General features: G+C 34.2%; 21 protein-coding genes. 8 read left to right on the forward strand and 13 right to left on the reverse strand.

Annotation, left to right across the window (positions count from 1 at the left end):
- Nucleotides 1-38: 38 nt before the first annotated feature.
- Together K6119_RS06840 and K6119_RS06845 are read right to left on the reverse strand one after the other, a co-directional pair.
- Nucleotides 39-677 (reverse strand): DUF4956 domain-containing protein, encoded by a 639-nt coding sequence (locus tag K6119_RS06840; protein WP_237828119.1) that lies wholly within the window; start codon nt 675-677, stop codon nt 39-41.
- A gap of 2 nt (nt 678-679) precedes the next feature.
- Entirely contained in the window at nt 680-1,435 is a 756-nt protein-coding gene (locus K6119_RS06845) for a polyphosphate polymerase domain-containing protein (protein WP_221837195.1), read from the reverse strand.
- Nucleotides 1,436-1,609: 174 nt separating this feature from the next.
- Here K6119_RS06845 and K6119_RS06850 point away from each other — a divergent pair, with 174 nt between their 5' ends.
- Nucleotides 1,610-2,083: a cytidine deaminase gene (locus K6119_RS06850; RefSeq protein WP_221837197.1), complete on the forward strand. Its 474-nt coding sequence runs from the start codon at nt 1,610-1,612 to the stop codon at nt 2,081-2,083.
- Here the strand turns inward: K6119_RS06850 and K6119_RS06855 are convergent, their stop codons facing one another.
- On the reverse strand, nt 2,084-2,800 hold the full coding sequence (locus K6119_RS06855) for a DUF4919 domain-containing protein (RefSeq protein WP_221837199.1): 717 nt from the start codon (nt 2,798-2,800) through the stop codon (nt 2,084-2,086).
- A 223-nt stretch (nt 2,801-3,023) separates the two neighbouring features.
- Here K6119_RS06855 and pdhA point away from each other — a divergent pair, with 223 nt between their 5' ends.
- Both pdhA and K6119_RS06865 read left to right on the forward strand, forming a co-directional pair.
- Nucleotides 3,024-4,097 (forward strand): pyruvate dehydrogenase (acetyl-transferring) E1 component subunit alpha, encoded by a 1,074-nt coding sequence (gene pdhA, locus K6119_RS06860; RefSeq protein WP_221837201.1) that lies wholly within the window; start codon nt 3,024-3,026, stop codon nt 4,095-4,097.
- A gap of 56 nt (nt 4,098-4,153) precedes the next feature.
- Nucleotides 4,154-5,434 (forward strand): pyruvate dehydrogenase complex dihydrolipoamide acetyltransferase, encoded by a 1,281-nt coding sequence (locus tag K6119_RS06865; RefSeq protein ID WP_221837204.1) that lies wholly within the window; start codon nt 4,154-4,156, stop codon nt 5,432-5,434.
- A gap of 37 nt (nt 5,435-5,471) precedes the next feature.
- On the opposite strand, the gene K6119_RS06870 is transcribed toward K6119_RS06865, so the two are convergent.
- The 7 genes from K6119_RS06870 to K6119_RS06900 form a co-directional block, all read right to left on the reverse strand.
- Nucleotides 5,472-5,930 carry a hypothetical protein gene (locus K6119_RS06870; protein WP_221837206.1) on the reverse strand — a complete coding sequence of 153 codons (459 nt, stop codon included), beginning with the start codon at nt 5,928-5,930 and terminating at the stop codon, nt 5,472-5,474.
- Between the two features lie 199 nt (nt 5,931-6,129).
- Nucleotides 6,130-6,486, reverse strand: coding sequence for a hypothetical protein (locus tag K6119_RS06875; protein ID WP_221837209.1), 357 nt, complete (start codon nt 6,484-6,486; stop codon nt 6,130-6,132).
- A 29-nt stretch (nt 6,487-6,515) separates the two neighbouring features.
- The gene (locus tag K6119_RS06880; RefSeq protein ID WP_221837212.1) at nt 6,516-6,839 is read right to left on the reverse strand and encodes an Hsp20/alpha crystallin family protein; all 324 of its coding nucleotides are present in this window, start codon (nt 6,837-6,839) and stop codon (nt 6,516-6,518) included.
- Nucleotides 6,840-6,995: 156 nt separating this feature from the next.
- Entirely contained in the window at nt 6,996-7,493 is a 498-nt protein-coding gene (locus K6119_RS06885) for a DUF3859 domain-containing protein (protein ID WP_221837215.1), read from the reverse strand.
- A 19-nt stretch (nt 7,494-7,512) separates the two neighbouring features.
- Nucleotides 7,513-8,187, reverse strand: a complete 675-nt coding sequence (locus K6119_RS06890; protein ID WP_221837218.1) for an OmpA family protein — start codon at nt 8,185-8,187, stop codon at nt 7,513-7,515.
- A 106-nt stretch (nt 8,188-8,293) separates the two neighbouring features.
- Nucleotides 8,294-9,187: an ACP S-malonyltransferase gene (fabD, locus tag K6119_RS06895; protein ID WP_221837221.1), complete on the reverse strand. Its 894-nt coding sequence runs from the start codon at nt 9,185-9,187 to the stop codon at nt 8,294-8,296.
- A gap of 175 nt (nt 9,188-9,362) precedes the next feature.
- Nucleotides 9,363-10,418, reverse strand: a complete 1,056-nt coding sequence (locus K6119_RS06900) for a T9SS type A sorting domain-containing protein (protein ID WP_221837224.1) — start codon at nt 10,416-10,418, stop codon at nt 9,363-9,365.
- Between the two features lie 148 nt (nt 10,419-10,566).
- On the opposite strand from K6119_RS06900, the gene K6119_RS06905 reads away from it, so the two are divergent.
- Together K6119_RS06905 and K6119_RS06910 are read left to right on the forward strand one after the other, a co-directional pair.
- Complete coding sequence (locus K6119_RS06905) at nt 10,567-12,063, forward strand: sensor histidine kinase (RefSeq protein WP_221837228.1); 1,497 nt, start codon at nt 10,567-10,569, stop codon at nt 12,061-12,063.
- Complete coding sequence (locus K6119_RS06910; protein WP_221837232.1) at nt 12,060-12,749, forward strand: response regulator transcription factor; 690 nt, start codon at nt 12,060-12,062, stop codon at nt 12,747-12,749. The genes K6119_RS06905 and K6119_RS06910 overlap by 4 nt, the downstream gene beginning before the upstream one ends.
- A 2-nt stretch (nt 12,750-12,751) precedes the next feature.
- Here K6119_RS06910 and K6119_RS06915 read toward each other — a convergent pair whose 3' ends face one another.
- Nucleotides 12,752-13,486 (reverse strand): hypothetical protein, encoded by a 735-nt coding sequence (locus K6119_RS06915; protein WP_221837235.1) that lies wholly within the window; start codon nt 13,484-13,486, stop codon nt 12,752-12,754.
- A gap of 12 nt (nt 13,487-13,498) precedes the next feature.
- Nucleotides 13,499-14,323 carry a DUF5684 domain-containing protein gene (locus K6119_RS06920; RefSeq protein ID WP_221837238.1) on the reverse strand — a complete coding sequence of 275 codons (825 nt, stop codon included), beginning with the start codon at nt 14,321-14,323 and terminating at the stop codon, nt 13,499-13,501.
- Nucleotides 14,324-14,519: 196 nt separating this feature from the next.
- Between K6119_RS06920 and K6119_RS06925 the strand changes: the two genes are divergently transcribed.
- The 3 genes from K6119_RS06925 to K6119_RS06935 are packed head-to-tail and all read left to right on the forward strand — an operon-like array spanning nt 14,520 to nt 16,909.
- Entirely contained in the window at nt 14,520-15,464 is a 945-nt protein-coding gene (locus K6119_RS06925) for an SPFH domain-containing protein (RefSeq protein WP_221837241.1), read from the forward strand.
- 3 nt (nt 15,465-15,467) lie between these two features.
- Nucleotides 15,468-15,887, forward strand: coding sequence for a hypothetical protein (locus K6119_RS06930; protein WP_221837244.1), 420 nt, complete (start codon nt 15,468-15,470; stop codon nt 15,885-15,887).
- An 8-nt stretch (nt 15,888-15,895) separates the two neighbouring features.
- Nucleotides 15,896-16,909 carry an endonuclease/exonuclease/phosphatase family protein gene (locus K6119_RS06935; RefSeq protein ID WP_221837247.1) on the forward strand — a complete coding sequence of 338 codons (1,014 nt, stop codon included), beginning with the start codon at nt 15,896-15,898 and terminating at the stop codon, nt 16,907-16,909.
- Here K6119_RS06935 and K6119_RS06940 read toward each other — a convergent pair.
- On the reverse strand, nt 16,871-17,797 hold the full coding sequence (locus K6119_RS06940) for a WG repeat-containing protein (protein WP_237828120.1): 927 nt from the start codon (nt 17,795-17,797) through the stop codon (nt 16,871-16,873). The two genes, K6119_RS06935 and K6119_RS06940, sit on opposite strands and share 39 nt — an antisense overlap.
- Nucleotides 17,798-17,820 lie beyond the last annotated feature (23 nt).

The raw sequence follows: 17,820 nt of genomic DNA on the forward strand, positions 1-17,820 counted from the left end.
ATAAAAAAAGCCTCTCCAAATGGAGAGGCTTTTCAATTTTATTCATCCGGAAAAAATTCATCCGGATCTTCAGAATGGTAATATATTTTAACCTGAGCAGTATCTCTCAAGAAGTCAATTTTACCAATTGATATTTTATTGATCTGTAATCCTGTTCTTTCTTCCAAATCAGCCTTTAATTCCTCCCTTTTCTCTGGACGGATTAAATCTATCTTCTCATAAATTACTGTGCGAGTATTTTCGTGACTTTGCAGAAAGACATACTCCAATAAATAAACAAATAGCACGGTTGCACCATTAATAAAGAACAACTCTGCATAACTAATTTGTTTACCGGCTAAGGCATTTACTACAGATAAACCAATTACTACAAAGAGATAAGTCATCTCCTTAATCCGCACCGTTGTAGTACGATACCTGATTATCCCAAAAATGGCAAACAATCCTAGCCCCATTCCTGTTCCAATCTCCAACTTTTTTAATCCAAAACAGATCATAAAAGCAATGATTGAGATCATGTAATAAGTAAATAAATGATCTTTACGTTGCGTTTTACGATAATAGATATATCTAATTAATAAGGTTGCAAAAACTAAATTGATTGCAAATTTGATGATCAACTTATAAAAGTCGTCATCCATCAATTTAATCTCATATAACATTTGCGTTTCTTCCATATTTAATCAAGTTTATCTATTAAAAGTTTCTTCTCTTTGAAGTTGTTATACTTCAATTGATCATTCAAAGTTATAGCTCCAAAACAATATTTACTAAATCCATTAGGACGAATAATGTTTTTCTTCATCAATTTGTAAAACAAACTATCTGTGCTAAAACGTTCTTGCTTCAATTCAGCTATTACAACATTTTCAAATTTCACTACTTCATCTTTAGTTTCGTAGCTCAAATTTAAATCTATTGTCAGCCGTTCTTTATCTGTTTTACTCACCAGTGTCATTCGGTCAAAGGTGTTAAACAACTTATGCTCCAAGCCTACTTCCTTTTCCAAAACTGCCTGGATAAATTCCTTTGATCCTGCAGACAATTCATCCTCAAAATCACCAATTTTAATACGCTTTTTAACGGTTCTCCCTTTAAATTTTCTTTTGATTTCCAAATAGTATATACCGGATTCAACGTATTTTCTGATTCTCACTTTAAACCTATTTCCTCTTCCGTTATGGTGATCCAGGTAAAAATTAAAATCTGAAGTATCAAAATATTGCGTTTTATACGCGCTCAATTTGGTTCCTTCTACTTCAAGCGCCCAATAAGCTTTAGCCAGTTCAGGTAAAATTTCGTTTAACGTACTTCTGCTTAAAACAAATTTAGTATCCACCCTGTTCATGAGTTCAAAGTCTGCCATTTGGTCCAGGTAAATTGGATCAAACAGTTGGAGTAGCTCCTTTTCTTTGTACAGCTTTTCTTCACTCATATTCAAAACGACAAGTAGTTAACAATGCCTTAACACAAATATATACGACAATTAGGTACAAAACGTGAAAGTGTGGTAAGCATTTTTTGTTTGCCGTGATTAAATGATTAATTGTTTCAATATTGACAATAAATACGTAGGTTTGAGCATTAAAGATTCACTACTTACTTTAAGATGCAAGAAAAAAAGATTGTCGTTCGTTTTCAAGAAACAAATCAGATAGATCAATTTAATGAAGAAATACAAACGTTAATTTCTCAAACCAAAGCTTTTTCTGCCAATGCCTATGCTCCTTATTCTAACTTCAAAGTTAGTGCAGGATTAGTATTAGATAACGGTGAAATTATTAAAGGAACCAACGTTGAAAATGCTTCTTATCCTGTATCCATTTGTGCAGAACGAACCTTACTTTCACACGCAGTTAGTAACTACCCAAACAATGTCATCAAAACCATGGCTGTGTATGTAGATAAAGCCATTGGATCACCTGTTTCACCTTGTGGTGTTTGCAGACAGACATTATTGGAAATAGAATTGAAACAAAAAAGTCCTATTCAGCTAATTCTAGTCAGTAAAGAGGGAGTGTATTGGATTTTTGACAGTGCAAAAGATTTACTTCCGGTTTATTTTGACGGAGAAGCACTTTAATTATTCTTCATCCGGTTCAGGTAAATCAACATCTTTGTACGACTTTGATAAACTCAACAAAGGCATTCGGACATTAAAATAAAGTCTTTTGATTTTTTTCGTTCCTTTTAATTTCTTCTGGTCTTTTTTTGAGAAATAAAGTACATCACAATCATCAATTAAATCATGTCCTTTTACTCTCAATCCCAAATCACCGGCTATATAATATTCATGATCCACCGAGGTAACAACCAAGGCAGATTCTAAACTTTCGCCGTCACCACTGTAATAAATAACATCTAAAAATGAGTAGTAATGTTTGGCATAGAACCTCTTTTCTTCATCTCTACCTGTCTTTAAACATGAGACAGATAATTTAAAAAGTACTTCTAAATCTACCGGATAATACTTAATTATTTGCTTACCTAATTTAATGGCATTATCGTAGTGATGTTCTTTGTACTCCTCAAGAAATTCCTTTTTTGTATTACTAGTTCCATAAGGATAATAGTATTCTTGAAAAACTGTACCATAATACAAATGATAATAATCTTGATGTGAAAAAGTAGTATCACCCTCCCTTAGGCGGTTAATCAACTTTGGATAATAATAATCTGACGTAGAATCTGTAATGTTATCTTTTACTATATCAAAATTAACTTTTGATACAGACTGAGCCCAAAGGCCGGTAGATAGCAATAACATACAGCATACAAGTAAGGTCTTGTTTGCGCGCATCTTTGTTTTGGTTAGTTTTGGTGGTACACAAGGTACGATTATATAAGGATGATTTATAATTTGGTAACAAGATATTGCACAGTGTTCTTTAACACCTTAATTATCAAGTAAAAAAACAGGAGTAAAATATTGGGAACAAAAACATGAGAACTCAAGTATAATTAGCACTCCTTTTAATTGAATTATAAATATATTTGTCCATTGAAAATAAGTAGAGGAAACTATGGCGACTAAATCTTCAACTAGCAGTAAAGCTAAAAAAACAACTAAAGTTACTAAGAGCACAAGAAAAACTACTGGTGCTAAATTCTCAAAAGAGACATACATCAAGTGGTACACTGATATGTTGCTGATTAGAAAATTTGAGGAAAAAATTTCTCAATTATACATTCAGCAAAAGTTTGGTGGATTCTTGCACTTATACATTGGCCAGGAAGCTATCGCAGTAGGAACAGTATCTGCTTGTAAAGAAGGAGACAAACACATCACTGCTTACAGAGATCACGGTCATCCAATCGCCATGGGAACAGACCCAAGAATTTTAGCTGCTGAGCTTTATGGTAAAGTTACCGGATGCTCTAAAGGTAAAGGTGGATCAATGCACTTTTTTGATGTTGAAAAAGGATTTATGGGAGGTCACGGAATCGTTGGAGCACAAATTCCTATGGGTGCCGGACTCGCATTTGCAGAAAAATATAAAGGGACAGACAATGTTTGTTTCTGTTCTTTTGGTGACGGAGCTGCCAGACAAGGAGCTTTGCATGAAACATTTAACATGGCAATGACTTGGAAGTTACCAGTAATTTTCATCATTGAGAATAACAATTATGCCATGGGTACATCAGTTGAACGTACAACAAACGTAACTGACATGTCTAAAATGGGTCTGTCTTACGAAATGCCATCAATGATAGTTGATGGAATGAGTCCTGAATCAGTTCATGAAGCAATTGAGGAAGCAGCTGCGCGAGCAAGAAGAGGTGATGGACCAACATTGTTAGATATTAGAACTTATAGATATAAAGGTCACTCAATGTCAGATCCTCAAAAGTATAGAACAAAAGAAGAGGTTGCAGAGTGGCAAGAAAAAGATCCAATTGAACATTGCTTAAGAATGATCAAGGACAACAAATGGTTGACTGATAAAAAATTAGAAGAGATTGAAGAGTGGGTTAAGAATGAAGTAGCAGAGTCAATCAAATTTGCTGAGGAGTCTCCGCTTCCGGATGCAGAAGAATTGTACAAAGACGTTTATAAACAAGAAGATTATCCGTACATCAAAGAATTCTTGGCTTAAGAAAAAATTAATTGATTAAAAAAGATTGGTAAAAACCATCAACAAAGAAAAATAATATGGCTGAAATCGTAAGAATGCCCAAATTATCAGATACAATGACAGAAGGTGTTGTTGCTGAGTGGCATAAAAAAGTAGGAGATAAAGTTTCTGAAGGAGATTTATTAGCTGACATTGAAACCGACAAAGCGACCATGGAATTTGAGTCGTTTTACGAAGGTGTGCTTTTACACATTGGTGTTGATAAAGGAGGTACTGCCCCTGTAAATGCCATTTTAGCGGTGATCGGAGAAAAAGGAGAAAACATTGATGCCTTGTTGAAAGATGCAGGAAATGCTGCTCCGGCTCAAGAAAAAGCTGAAGAAGTAAAAGAAGAAGCTCCTGTAGTTGAAAGTAAACCAGACCCAACTCCAGTTCAAACAGAAGTAGCACCTGTTCAAGTTGCAGCTGTTGCTACAAGCACTAACGGAAGTGCAAATGGAGGAAGAATATTTGCTTCACCTTTAGCTAAAAAAATGGCTGAAGAAAAAGGAATTAATCTGGCAAACGTTGTTGGTTCTGGAGAAAATCAAAGAATTGTAAAAAGAGATATTGAAAACTATCAGCCATCAGCAGGTGGTGCAGCAGCAACTTATATTCCTGCTGCAGCTGTAGGAACTGAATCTTACACTGATGTTCCTAATTCTCAAATGAGAAAAGCGATTGCAAAAGCACTTTCTGCTTCTAAATTCTCTGCGCCTCACTTCTACTTGAAAATGGAAGTTGATATGGACAATGCAATTGCAGCAAGAAAAGCAATCAATGAGCAAGAAGGAGTTAAAATCTCATTCAACGATATGGTTGTTAAAGCAGTTGCAGCTGCGCTAAGAAGACACCCTAAAGTAAATGCAGACTGGATGGGAGATTATATCCGTTATAATGATCACATTCATGTTGGTGTAGCAGTAGCAGTTGAAGATGGTTTAGTTGTACCTGTTGTTAAGTTCACAGACACTAAAGGTATTGCTCAAATTGGAGCCGAGATTAAAGACTTAGCAGGTAGAGCAAGAGAGAAAAAGATTCAACCAGAAGAAATGCAAGGAGGAACTTTTGCAGTTTCAAACCTTGGAATGTATGGTATTGAGGATTTTACGTCAATTATCAATCCACCAAACGGATGTATCTTATCAGTAGGACAAATCAAATCAACTCCGGTTGTAAAAAATGGAGAGATTGTTCCTGGTAATGTAATGAAACTAAGCTTATCATGTGACCATAGAGTTGTTGACGGTGCGGTTGGTTCAGAATTCTTAAGAACATTAAAAGAATTGCTTGAAAACCCAGTTAGAATGCTGGTTTAAAAATTAAAAAAAGCTCCTTGATACAAGGAGCTTTTTTTTAGATCTTTTTAACTTTCCCATTTTCGGGATATTTAAATTGTGTCGTATCGGATGGCTCAATTTGAGTAGGCGTATATAACTGCTCCATTTGTTGCTTATATTGTTCAAGCAATTCATCAAAATTAAAAAACTGCGGTTGGAACAAACTATCCGTTAATCCAAACTGTTGAAACAAGCTACTTATATCCAAAGAATCTGTTCCAAAGTTGAAAAACTGCATGTGAGAATCACCAAAACCATCAAAATTGAAATCCATCACTTCATTATCTTGTGATGAATCCCTTTGAAAATATGTTGAGTCATAGTTTATAACATTACCGTTATCATCCAACTCCTTGGTGATTGTCCAACCTTTGGTTATACCATTTTCAGTTGTTTGTTTTCTTTCTACAATTGTGTTTTGAGCTATTGTCTCTACTCCAAATACCAGCAACACAAACAGCAATACTATTTTCATTATAATTAATTTAAATTTGAGCCATACCTTTGAAATATCCAGTGATTTAGATCTACTCTTTCCTTATCTGTCAACAATTTTACAGCCTTCTGATATTCTTTCCAAAACAACTGCTGATCAAATTTGACCTTTGATAATATTTCTTTGTAAAAATTAAGATAGCTTTTCTTGATCTCCATAAAAAGTTAATTTTAATTAATTACTCCTTATTTATATCTTTCTCAAGCTTTTTAACTGCTTGCTTATCTATTCCAAACTGATAAAGTAGCTCGTTATTACTCATTATGTTACTCTTTAATTTAGGATTTTTTTGAACTACTTCATAAACATCTAAAATAGATCTTGCCCTTGACATTTCATCAACCAATTCTTGCTCTTTTATTTGCCTTACTTGGGGAGTAAGTTGCTGCCTTTTTAAAACTTCTTTAGACAGTTCAATCTGCTCAACTTGATTTGCTTTTTCTACTTTTTTGTTGATGTATTCATTTTTTTGAAACTGGGCATTTGCAAAAGAGACTGCTCCTACAAATGCTAATAAAACCGTAACTTTATTCATAACATCAGATTTTATAGGATTAATAATTACTACCAGTAAATTTTTACTTGATCGGGTTCAATTTTTGTCTTCACTCTTTTAACAGAAACGCCGTTTGGAAGAAACAAATACCTGTCGAAGCCATAGGTATTGTGCATTTTCCATGACTCAAACCTGTCAGCTTCTTCAATATAAATTCGCCGTTCAGCCTCAATAACTAAAATTCCTTCATCCGGATCACAAATAATTTGATCCTCTTTGATTCCTGCAATTGGCACAGCAATTGGTTCTCTGCTATTCGAATTATTTGAGTTCAGAAATTGACTCAACTTTCCTTTTAGATTTTTCCAAATTCTACTAAACTTCTTTTTCATAACAAATTGTTTTATCGTTTGACAATACAAATCGCTATAAAGCTCAACTCAATACAATTTTGAATATCTCAAAGAGACGATATAAAATTAAAACAAGAAATAATTTTTGTCAAGACCTGAAATGAGGACAAATCTGATTTTTAGTTTTTTTAACAATCAAATTAGATGAAAGACTTTGGTAAGCACCAATTTCTTTCCATAAAAAAGTTCGAATTTCCAGTCACCTTTTACAATTTCATACTCCTTTTCAATTGAATATGTACTGAAATATCTGGTGTGCGTTTCTAGCCAAATTTTGGTTTTAACAGAAGAAAACTCTTTTCCTTTTTCATTTACTATTGGCTTAGGAAAAGTCCAAATTGCTTTGAATGGCACCTCTGTGTAAACTGAACTAAATGCAACATACTCCACACCAAATCTGGTTCCAATTGCTGCTTTAATAGTATCTGTACTTTCATTCAATCTGATAAAATCTGCATTGAATTTATAACCTGAAGGTGATTTCGAAGATTTTTTCCTGTTAGTTTCCAATAGATGACAAACCCCTGCATTCATGGTTTTTACTCTTAACCTGACAGGTTTATCAGACACACTCATGGTTGTAGAACATGAGAATAAAAACAAAGGAAACATTAAAAAAATCAATCGCTTCATCTATATAAAGTTAGCGAAATTATTCCAGTTTTCTGACTTCAGTCCTCCTGTTTTGAGCTCTTCCTTCATCCGTTTCATTATCAGCAATTGGTTTACTCTCTCCATATCCTTTCGCCACTAATCTATCTGCTGTAATACCGTGATCAATTAAATATTGCCTTACTGCTTGAGCCCTATTTTCACTCAGAGTGTAATTGTCTTTATCTGATCCAATTGCATCCGTATGGCCACCAATTTCATATTTACCATCCGTTTCATAATTGAGAAAATCCACCAACCTATCAAGTATATCATAAGAGCTTGCTTGAATTTCAGCCGAATTGTATTCAAAGTGAAGATCTTCTAAGGTAAATACTTTCCTTTCTTCAAATAGCACATGAATTCTGACCCTATTGTAGATTTTTCGTCCGCTTAATTCAGGAATATCAATGAGACGCTCTTTTTTTAATTCCCCACTTTGAAATAATTTAATTTGATACTTTCCCGGATGCATGTTTAACACAAACCTGCCTTCTTGATTGGTTGTTCCGCCAAACATAAATACTCCAGTGGTATCATATAATTTAACCTCAGCATTTGCCAATCCCTCATCATTAAAATTAGATACAAAAATTTGGGCGTCAAATTTTTCCTGAGCTTGTAATGGTAATGGCATTACAAATAGTACCATCAGTAGTCCTGCTAAATTCTTCATCATAAGTTTTTTAAAATTCACTTATTGATGTTCTTTTTGTAAAAATGTAACCACAAAAAAAGGGCTGAAGTTTTCTCCAGCCCTTGTAATATTATCAAATACTTAATTAAGCAGTTTCTAAAGCTGCGCTTTCTGTAGGGAAAGCACGGTCTACTTTTTTAAACAATCCTTGAAGCACTTTACCAGGTCCAACTTCTGTAACAGAAGAGGCTCCATCAGCAATCATTTGATTCATGGTTTGAGTCCATCTAACAGGAGCTGTTAATTGGGCTACTAGATTCTTTTTAATTTCATTCGGATCTGTAACCGCTGAAGCAGTAACATTTTGATAAACCGGACAAGCTGGTTGATTGAAAGTTGTTGCTTCAATTGCGGCAGCCAATTCAGCTCTGGCAGGCTCCATTAAAGGTGAGTGAAATGCTCCACCAACAGGCAATTTTAGAGCTCGTTTTGCCCCTGCCTCTGTTAATTTTTCACAAGCTGCATCAACTGCAGGAACTGCTCCTGAAATCACTAACTGACCAGGACAGTTGTAATTTGCTGCAACCACAATTCCGTCAATTGAAGCGCAAACTTCTTCTACAACATTATCTTCTAAACCTAAAATTGCAGCCATAGTTGACGGCTCAGCTTCACAAGCTTTTTGCATAGCTAATGCTCGTTGTGAAACCAATTTTAAACCATCTTCAAAATTCAAAGTACCATTCGCAACTAATGCAGACAACTCCCCTAAAGAATGTCCTGCAACCATATCTGGCTTAAAATCATCTCCCAAAACTTTGGCTAAAATTACCGAGTGTAAAAAGATAGCCGGTTGAGTTACTTTGGTTTGCTTCAAATCTTCATCAGTTCCATTAAACATTACATCAGTAATTCTAAAACCTAGAATATCGTTAGCTTTTTCAAAAAGATCTTTCGCCAATGGAGAATTGTCGTACAAATCTTTTCCCATTCCTACAAACTGAGCTCCCTGTCCGGGAAAAACATATGCTTTACTCATATTTCAAATTTATATCGCAGTGTAAAATCACACTACTTTATTTATAATGAATTTCAGATTAATGGGTCAAATTTAAGTAATTATCTGACAACGCTAAAAACAAAACCTCCCATCAAATTGACAGGAGGTTGCTATGAAAAAATATAACTACTATTTAGTTATTTTGCTTACAAGCTTATTCTACAATTAGTTTCTCTAAAATCTTATTTGATCCATGTTCTAATTGAACAATATAAACTCCTTTTGACCAGTCTTCTACGTTTATATCCTTATTAAAATGACCAGAGAAATTTCCCAAATCCATTTCCATTATTACCGTTCCTTTTATATCTGAGATCATAATTGTGGTAGGTGCTTTGTCTTCAAAATTGAATTGAAGTTTGGTTGTTGTATTTGCGGGATTTGGATACATTTTAAATGTTCCTATCTCCTCATTTTCTAGAGCATTGGCAGTTTTATTTCCATTTTCATCTGCCACACTTACAATTAACAAAGTAAAATCTTCAGATTCATCTCCCCAAACAGCTACTTCCATGTGATGATTTGGTCCTTCAATTTCCTTAAAGTAAGTGGCTCCATCTGCATCTATCTCTTTCCACTCCATTTCTCCATCCATTTCTTCAAACTCTTTATCTAAAACAATCATTTTATGCATCATATGTGGATGTGCCGAATCACCTTCTGTCATTTCCATTGCCGCCTGAATTAAACTGTCAATATTGATAGATTCCAATACAGTCTGTACTTCAATTTGCACGTCTTCTTCAATTTCATCACCATTTTGAGTTCTCACTATTCGCTTTTCAATTTTAATCTCGTGTGGTTCCCCTTCTTTGAATTCAATTTGTTCACCTTCAGTAGATTCTTCATTGATTTCAACAAATATCATTTTACCATCACCTTCATTTATCTCTTCCATGTGAATATGATCTTCCCCTAATTCATCATGAAACATTGTAAATTCATTAGGTTTAAAATTGCTCATATCAATAATACTCACATTGGCATCATTTGAAAATCCAAGATCGTTTAAATAATCTTGTGGAGCATAAGTTGAATTTGCAGCAATTAAAGTGTCATATTGCATCATTTCTCCATCAACCATTCTTACTACCTCATATTTTTTCATTTTAGGTGATTTAGGATCCTCATCAGCTGTAAAAGAATAAACCATTGCAGTGATACCTAGCACTCCTACTCCGGCTAATAATGTTGTTTTTAAATTTTTCATCTTTCTATTTTTTAGTTTGTATTTCACATTTGATTTTGAGTCAAAATTATGGTGATTGCATAGGCTTTGAGGTTAAAGGAAAGTAAAAGGCAGGTTAAAAAAGGTTAAAGTTTTGGCGCAGTCTTTTCCTCACTGTACTTTTGAATCAATGCAAAAAAGGATTATTCCCATATTGATTTTGTTGATGTGCCTTGCCCTTGCGGGGATTGTTTACGTACAATATCGTTGGATTGACAAAGCTGTAACTGAAAAACAAGCATTAATTGACAACAATGTTTACCAGGCAGTTAACAACATTGAACAGCAGCTAACGGATTATAGAGCTATGGCTTTTATTGGCGACACTATTTTTAATGACATTGGTTCTCCATTTATTCATAGTTCAGCCGGCTCTGAAATGGAGCAAATAATTTACAGATCTCAATCTGACACTGCTGTAAACATTGAAGTGAAAGTAATGTCATCTAGTGATTCAGATAAATGGGATAAAGATGAACAAGTTTTTCAACACAGGTTTGAAAGTCATTTTATATCTGAAGATGATAGTTTAGAATTGGAAGGTATTGAAGAAGGACTGGTTCAGGTAGAGTCTTTATTGAGCAGGATTAAATTAGAATTTCTTTCTGAACATGATGTGAGGCTTGATAGCGCACATGTTCAGGAATTATTGATAGAGGAATTTGAATTAAAAGGTCTTGGTGAGGTTAACAATTGGGGAATTTGGGACAATGAAAAGGCGGAGTATGTTATTTATCCTAAAAATGCGCATACAACAGATTATGACATTCCAATGTTCACTACAGATGTCTTAGAACCGGGGAGATATGATCTACAAATCACTTTAAATAAATCTGATCTTATTTGGAAAGAAATTTGGCCAATGATTTTACTTTCCATATTATTCATTGCCATCATTACAATTGTTTTTGCGTACAGTATCAGATTAGTAATCAAACACAAAAAGATTTCGCAGATTAAGTCAGACTTCATCAATAATATGACGCATGAATTTAAAACACCATTGGCGTCTATTTCTTTGGCTGCTGATTCACTCATTCATCCAAACACGGAGCTTACAAAAGAAAACCTTGAAAAATATGTAGCCATCATCCAAAGTGAAAAGCACAAACTAAACAATCAAGTTGAAAGAATTTTGGAAGTAGCCGCATTAAGCAAAGATGCCCTTGACATACCTTTAGAACTGGTCAACATTATGGATATTATGACCAAAGCAATCAAACAATTTGATTTACAGATTGAAGGCAACAAAGTAGAAATAGACACTTCCAAACTAACTGATTTTACAGTAAAAGCAAATGCATTTCATCTAGAAAAAGTCTTTGTCAATCTGATTGAAAATGCCATCAAATATTCTGAAGGAAAAGCAAAAATTGCAATTATTTCAGATCCAAAAAATCTTTCAGTATCTATTAGTGATCAGGGTATAGGAATGGACCAGAAACAATTGTCTAAGGTATTTGACAACTTTTATAGAGCCCAAACAGGTGACTTGCACAATACTAAAGGATTTGGACTTGGATTGAGCTATGCAAAGCTGGTTATTGAAAAAATGGGCGGAACCATTGAACTAAGCAGTAAAGTTGGAAGTGGAACCAAGGCATCATTAAAATTTAACCCTTCATGAAAAAGAGAATTCTATTAGCAGAAGACGAAGAAAATTTTGGTTCTCTTTTAAAGAACTATTTGGAGCTTAGTCAATATGATGTTACATGGGCGAAAAATGGAACAGAGGCCTACTCTATTTTTATGCAAAATGACTTTGACTTATGCATTTTGGATGTGATGATGCCGCATATGGATGGATTTACTTTGGGTGAAAAAATTGCTGCAAAAAAAGATGTTCCATTTTTTTATCTAACCGCTAAAAATCAAAAGGAAGATTTGGTGAAGGGTTATCAAATAGGTGCAGATGATTATTTGACAAAACCTTTTGATACCGAAGTACTTCTGTTAAAAATCAAAGCATTAATTAATCGAACCAATACGGATAATTTGATGCCGGAAACTAAGGAGAGTTATCAATTTGGAACTTACATATTTAATCCAAGCAGCAGGATGCTGCAACATGTCAATGGGGATAAGAAGCTATCACCAAAAGAAGCCTTATTGCTTGAATTGCTTTGTAGATATCAGGGAAAAATTATGCCTAGAGACATAGCTTTAGATACTATTTGGAAACAAAATGATTACTTCACTAAAAGATCAATGGATGTTTACATTGGTAAATTGAGAAAATATCTCGTCCATGATTCCAGTATTAAAATTGAAACTTTTCATCAGATGGGCTTTCAGTTAATGGTTGAAGTGTAGTGTTATTCGCCATCTATTCCTTTCCATAAATCATAGAAATAATCCAAAGTAAACATATGCACCCAATCTTTCCGATTAAAATCTTTAGCCGGTTGAACATTAGTTAACTCCCCTTTTTTATAGGTCAAAACCAAATCGGGTTCAACTGATTCATTTTGCTTTTCACTTTTAAATAAATCCGGAATGTAAATTTTCCAAATTCCCTCTCTTTTAGAATTTTTAAACTGACCTTCCAGAACATTGTGATTAGATTGTTTAACAGAAAAGGCTCCTTTTTTATCTGACAATTGTCTTAGGATTTGTCTCTCACTTTCATAATGATTTGATTCTTTAGATATCGTATGAGTACACATATCTATATTATACCTGCTTTGGTCATTATATAAGTAAAAAATAAAAGTTGAACCTAGTTTAGGTTCCCAGCCACAGGAGGATCTTATCTCAAAACTAAAAACACTATCCTTTGCTGTAAGATCACCTTTATAAACCTCAAGAATTGTTACCTTATATTCTGCATTTAAAGAAACAATGGGCGGAGGTGGAATTTCTGTTGAATCGTAAGATTTCTGAATCGGTTGATGCACCTTTTCAATTTTTACTTCTACTATGTCTTTATATGAATCATACAATGCCAAACTAAAAGTCTGAAAATACTCACATGTACAAGCAAATGAGAGTTTTGAGATAATTAAAATTGATAGGGTCAAATAAACTTTAACCATACTGGAATAAAGCATTAAAGGGTTGAATTAATCCTTTTTGAATTTTTCTTTCATTTCTTCTTGCCAAGACTTTTTAACTTCATTACTGTCACCATCAGTACTTCCTTTAAGGTCGGCAGCAAGCATACTCACCTTCATATCTCCGGCAATGATTACTTCATCAGATTCTTCCGTTTCTTTTAGATTTTTCCCTCCTAGTGGATCCCAATCCTTAGAGATAGATTTAACCTTGAGTTTTTGATTTTTATAATCGTCTTGAATTGGCTCTGTTGGCGTAATAAGATACTTTTTACCCTTGTGATTAAAATCAGGCATATAATAAGGCTTTCCACGCTTTCTTGACCACCAGGCAGATTCATAAGGAGTTGGTGAAACCCCTAAAACTATCAATATATAGATACCATTAAAAATGACGCAAAGTATTTTATCTACCGTTGAATGCTTTCCAAAACTATCACAAACCTCAATAAACATAATGATCATGAAAAAAAGCAAAGGTAAAGCAGCTACCCCCATAATAGCCAAGGGAACCATGGCATCTTTTAATGAACCGGGACCTGCTATCCATCCAGCATCCGGATCATGATGAGGAAAAAGGGCATCAAGTGAAGGCCAAAATGCAATAGCTGCTCCTAACATTATTAATCCCGGAATAATTAAAAACAAAGCATGTTTTGCCGGACGACCAACTACTTTTATAAAAACTACAACGTTCCATACCGGAACTAAAGCTGATATTGCAGGTTGACCTGCTTTGGCATATAATGACATCTGAGATAACAAACCAATAACTGCCAAAAAAGCTAATCCTATGTAGATTCCGGTTGATATTCCTTGCAAAAATTCAATCATAGTTACGAGATAATTTGATTTTTCAATGTACGTAAAAAAATTGAATCATAGCATGTTAAACCATTTAGACGGAATTATTGCATCCTTTGTAAGATTGTCAATTACGCCTTTAAAAAATTCTTATATTTAACTCAAACAATAACCTTTCCGAACCGCTTCTGATATAAGATTCTGCTCGGATCAAATCTTTCAATTTATGAACGACCAAAGCATGATAGTAATTTATAGTATCGCAGGTGCTATACTGTTATTATTGATTATTAAATCTATTATTCTAGTAGATGAGAAAACAGTTTATGTAATTCAACGTTTAGGAAAATTCAAACGAATGGCCAATGCCGGTTTTGGATTGATCATACCATTTATCGATCGAAAAGCAGGTGTTTTAAATCTTAGAATTCAGCAATTAGATGTAGATGTTGAAACAAAAACACATGATGACGTATTCGTACATGTTAGAGTTTCAGTACAATACCAGGTAATGTCAAGCAAATTGCACGAAGCCTTTTATGCATTGGACAATGCAAAACATCAAATTGCTTCATATGTATATGATGATGTAAGAGCAGAGGTACCTAAAATGGAATTGGATGACGTATTTGCTAAGAAAGAAGATATCGCGGTAGCTGTAAGACATAACCTTGGTGAGTCAATGGATGATTATGGATACTTAATTATCAAGGCACTTGTAACTGATATTGACCCTGATTCACATGTAAAAGAATCAATGAACAGAATTAATGCGGCTAAAAGAGATAAAGAAGCGACTATGGAAGAAGCTGAAGCAGCTAAAATTAGAATTGTAAAAGCTGCAGAAGCAGATGCTGAATCTAAAAGATTATCCGGTGAAGGTATCGCTCAACAAAGACTTGAAATCGTTAGAGGTTTTAAAGAGTCTGTTGAAGATTTTCAAAAATCACTTAAAAACATTACACATGAGGAAGTTATGCAGTTTGTATTGATGACGCAGTACTTTGATACTTTAAACAGCATTGGATCAAATGGTAAAAATTCTGCTGTATTGATTCCTCATACCCCTTCGGCAATGGCAGATTTCCAACAACAAATTATCAAAGGAACGTTGGTTGGTAACTCTTTAAAAGAGTCTATTGAAGACGCTAAAGGAAAAGACATTGGATAAACAATGCTAAAAACAGCTTTTTTATTGAGCTTGACAATTGTTCTAGTCTACTTAGGATTAGAATTGGCAAGTTCATTAACAGATATTCCCCGTTCAGAAATTTTTTCATGGACGGGGATTATATTTTTAGCTTATCTGGTTGAAAAAAGCTTGAAGTATATTTTAATGCTTCCGTTCAAGGCATATTTTAAAGATGTTCAAAGACATGCACTGGCAAAAACAGTTCAGGAAACAGGCATCACACTCTCATACATATCGGTTTGGCTGGCAGTTGGATTTACTCCTATCAACGGAATTGTTCAGGGGAAAGAAATTGATCATTTGATAACAAATCCAATATTTATAAAAATTGCGCTTGTTTTGTTTTTTGCTACAATTGTATTCTCACTTTTATGGTTACTGTCATTAAAAATTCAAAAATAATATTGCTTTTGGCTGTTGCCTTTTGGCAAAACTTCTCGTGGGGACAAAATCCACAAGAAACCAAATCCGGATTGAGAATAATGTTCTACAATGTTGAGAACCTTTTTCATCCCTCTGATGACAGTTTAAAAAATGATGAAGAATTTACACCGGAAGGAACAAGATTTTGGTCGTACAAACGATACAAGGACAAACTAAACAAAATAGGCAAAACCGTTTTAGCAGTTGGTGAATGGGAACCACCTGCCGTGATAGGACTTTGTGAAATAGAAAACATTCAATGTCTAAATGATCTGGTTTACAATTCTCCTTTGAAGAAATTTGGATATAAGATCATTCATCAAGAAAGCGGTGACCGAAGAGGAATTGATGTTGCCATGTTATACAGAGAAGACTACTTTAAACCTGTTTCATTTCACCCATTTGTTTTGAAATTTGGAGAAGATAGCAGACCAACAAGAGACATCTTATATGTTAAGGGTACAACACATCATAAAGACACTTTGCACTTATTTGTTAATCACTGGCCTTCAAGATATGGAGGGCAACTAGCTACTGCTCCCAAAAGAGAAGAAGCCGCAAGAGTACTGCGTTCAAAGTATGATTCAATCATGACTGTTAATCCAAATGCTTCAATTATCGCTATGGGAGATTTTAACGATCATCCAGATGATATAAGTATGCATGAAGTTCTAAAAGCTCAAAAAGACACTACAACTTTATCCAAGGAAGACCTAATTAATACGGTTTGGCAATATGAGTTCAAAAAAGGAACCCATAAGTATGATCACGAGTGGGGAATTCTGGACCAATTTGTAATAACACAAGCCTTGTTGAAAGGAAAAAACGGTCTTAAATCAGGACTTGAAAACAGTCATATTTTTGATGCAGACTTTTTATTAGAAGAAGAAAAAGACGGTGTTGGAAAAATCACCAACAGAACATACATAGGATTTAAATACCATGGAGGTTATTCAGACCACTTACCTATCTTCATAGATGTATTGTTCGTTAGGCAGTAACAACATCCCATTGGGATGCAATCTTTTTAAAATTCCGTTTACCCTCACATTGGCAACAAAATAAGGGCTATCAGCTTCCCAAATTTCTTCATACCTACATTTCAAAACCAATTGCTTTCTGAAATAAAGACCTTTTTTATCATTTTTGGTAAGTACTATAAAATCTGTAGAACCTGTGGGAAAAGAGATGTCATCATATTTTGGAGGGATTAGAAAATATTTTCCATTTGATTGTTTTTGACAAAAGCCATAGTAAATTCCTTTCTTCAAATAAAATCCATTACAATTCAATGCAGGATACATGTCTTGTACCAATCTGGAATTGAATGACATTACTTCATCACCATTGTGATCAACAATTGCTAACTCATGTCCTTTTTGGGTGAAAAAAATATAAGAATCAGGATGACAATGCTTGTGAATCTTGATTTTTGAATAAATCGGCGGCAATACCGTTTTTTGCTTGGTCCAATCAATTACGCCAAACTTCCCATTCTTTTTTACCAGTAGCAGATCATCATTTTGATATGAACCTTCAGCTCCGAATATGCTCAGCTTATCAAAATCACCATTTTCAAGATAAATATTTGAGCCGGTTTCATCCATCACATCTAATCCCCCTCCTTTTCTCAATCCAACAACAATTAAGGATTCAGATAATGAAAAATCGAATTTTTTATACGGAGTGATTGCGTTTTTTTCGACTGGTGATAGGTTGTACCACAGATGCTCTTTTTTACCTGCAACAAAATATTCATGGATCACAATTTGATCATACTCGGCATTATACATGACAATTCCATTGTACTTTAAACCGTACTTTTCTCCATTTTTAAACTTCTCTTGTCCGTATACAACAGACAGGACGATTAAAAATAATATCGTCAATGTAATTCGTGGCATTTGACGCT

The organism is Paracrocinitomix mangrovi, assembly GCF_019740355.2.
GTDB classification, from domain to species: domain Bacteria; phylum Bacteroidota; class Bacteroidia; order Flavobacteriales_D; family Crocinitomicaceae; genus Paracrocinitomix; species Paracrocinitomix mangrovi.

Excerpts from the sequence above, each read along its gene's own strand:
- K6119_RS06925 (WP_221837241.1), top strand. The coding sequence starts at position 14,520 with ATGAACGACCAAAGCATGATAGTAATTTATAGTATCGCAGGTGCTATA.
- K6119_RS06865 (WP_221837204.1), top strand. The coding sequence starts at position 4,154 with ATGGCTGAAATCGTAAGAATGCCCAAATTATCAGATACAATGACAGAA.
- K6119_RS06915 (WP_221837235.1), bottom strand. The coding sequence starts at position 13,486 with ATGCTTTATTCCAGTATGGTTAAAGTTTATTTGACCCTATCAATTTTA.
- K6119_RS06905 (WP_221837228.1), top strand. The coding sequence starts at position 10,567 with ATGCAAAAAAGGATTATTCCCATATTGATTTTGTTGATGTGCCTTGCC.
- K6119_RS06850 (WP_221837197.1), top strand. The coding sequence starts at position 1,610 with ATGCAAGAAAAAAAGATTGTCGTTCGTTTTCAAGAAACAAATCAGATA.
- K6119_RS06880 (WP_221837212.1), bottom strand. The coding sequence starts at position 6,839 with ATGAAAAAGAAGTTTAGTAGAATTTGGAAAAATCTAAAAGGAAAGTTG.
- K6119_RS06845 (WP_221837195.1), bottom strand. The coding sequence starts at position 1,435 with ATGAGTGAAGAAAAGCTGTACAAAGAAAAGGAGCTACTCCAACTGTTT.
- K6119_RS06890 (WP_221837218.1), bottom strand. The coding sequence starts at position 8,187 with ATGAAGAATTTAGCAGGACTACTGATGGTACTATTTGTAATGCCATTA.
- K6119_RS06930 (WP_221837244.1), top strand. The coding sequence starts at position 15,468 with ATGCTAAAAACAGCTTTTTTATTGAGCTTGACAATTGTTCTAGTCTAC.
- K6119_RS06910 (WP_221837232.1), top strand. The coding sequence starts at position 12,060 with ATGAAAAAGAGAATTCTATTAGCAGAAGACGAAGAAAATTTTGGTTCT.
- K6119_RS06885 (WP_221837215.1), bottom strand. The coding sequence starts at position 7,493 with ATGAAGCGATTGATTTTTTTAATGTTTCCTTTGTTTTTATTCTCATGT.
- K6119_RS06900 (WP_221837224.1), bottom strand. The coding sequence starts at position 10,418 with ATGAAAAATTTAAAAACAACATTATTAGCCGGAGTAGGAGTGCTAGGT.
- pdhA (WP_221837201.1), top strand. The coding sequence starts at position 3,024 with ATGGCGACTAAATCTTCAACTAGCAGTAAAGCTAAAAAAACAACTAAA.
- K6119_RS06840 (WP_237828119.1), bottom strand. The coding sequence starts at position 677 with ATGGAAGAAACGCAAATGTTATATGAGATTAAATTGATGGATGACGAC.
- K6119_RS06920 (WP_221837238.1), bottom strand. The coding sequence starts at position 14,323 with ATGATTGAATTTTTGCAAGGAATATCAACCGGAATCTACATAGGATTA.
- fabD (WP_221837221.1), bottom strand. The coding sequence starts at position 9,187 with ATGAGTAAAGCATATGTTTTTCCCGGACAGGGAGCTCAGTTTGTAGGA.
- K6119_RS06875 (WP_221837209.1), bottom strand. The coding sequence starts at position 6,486 with ATGAATAAAGTTACGGTTTTATTAGCATTTGTAGGAGCAGTCTCTTTT.
- K6119_RS06855 (WP_221837199.1), bottom strand. The coding sequence starts at position 2,800 with ATGCGCGCAAACAAGACCTTACTTGTATGCTGTATGTTATTGCTATCT.
- K6119_RS06870 (WP_221837206.1), bottom strand. The coding sequence starts at position 5,930 with ATGAAAATAGTATTGCTGTTTGTGTTGCTGGTATTTGGAGTAGAGACA.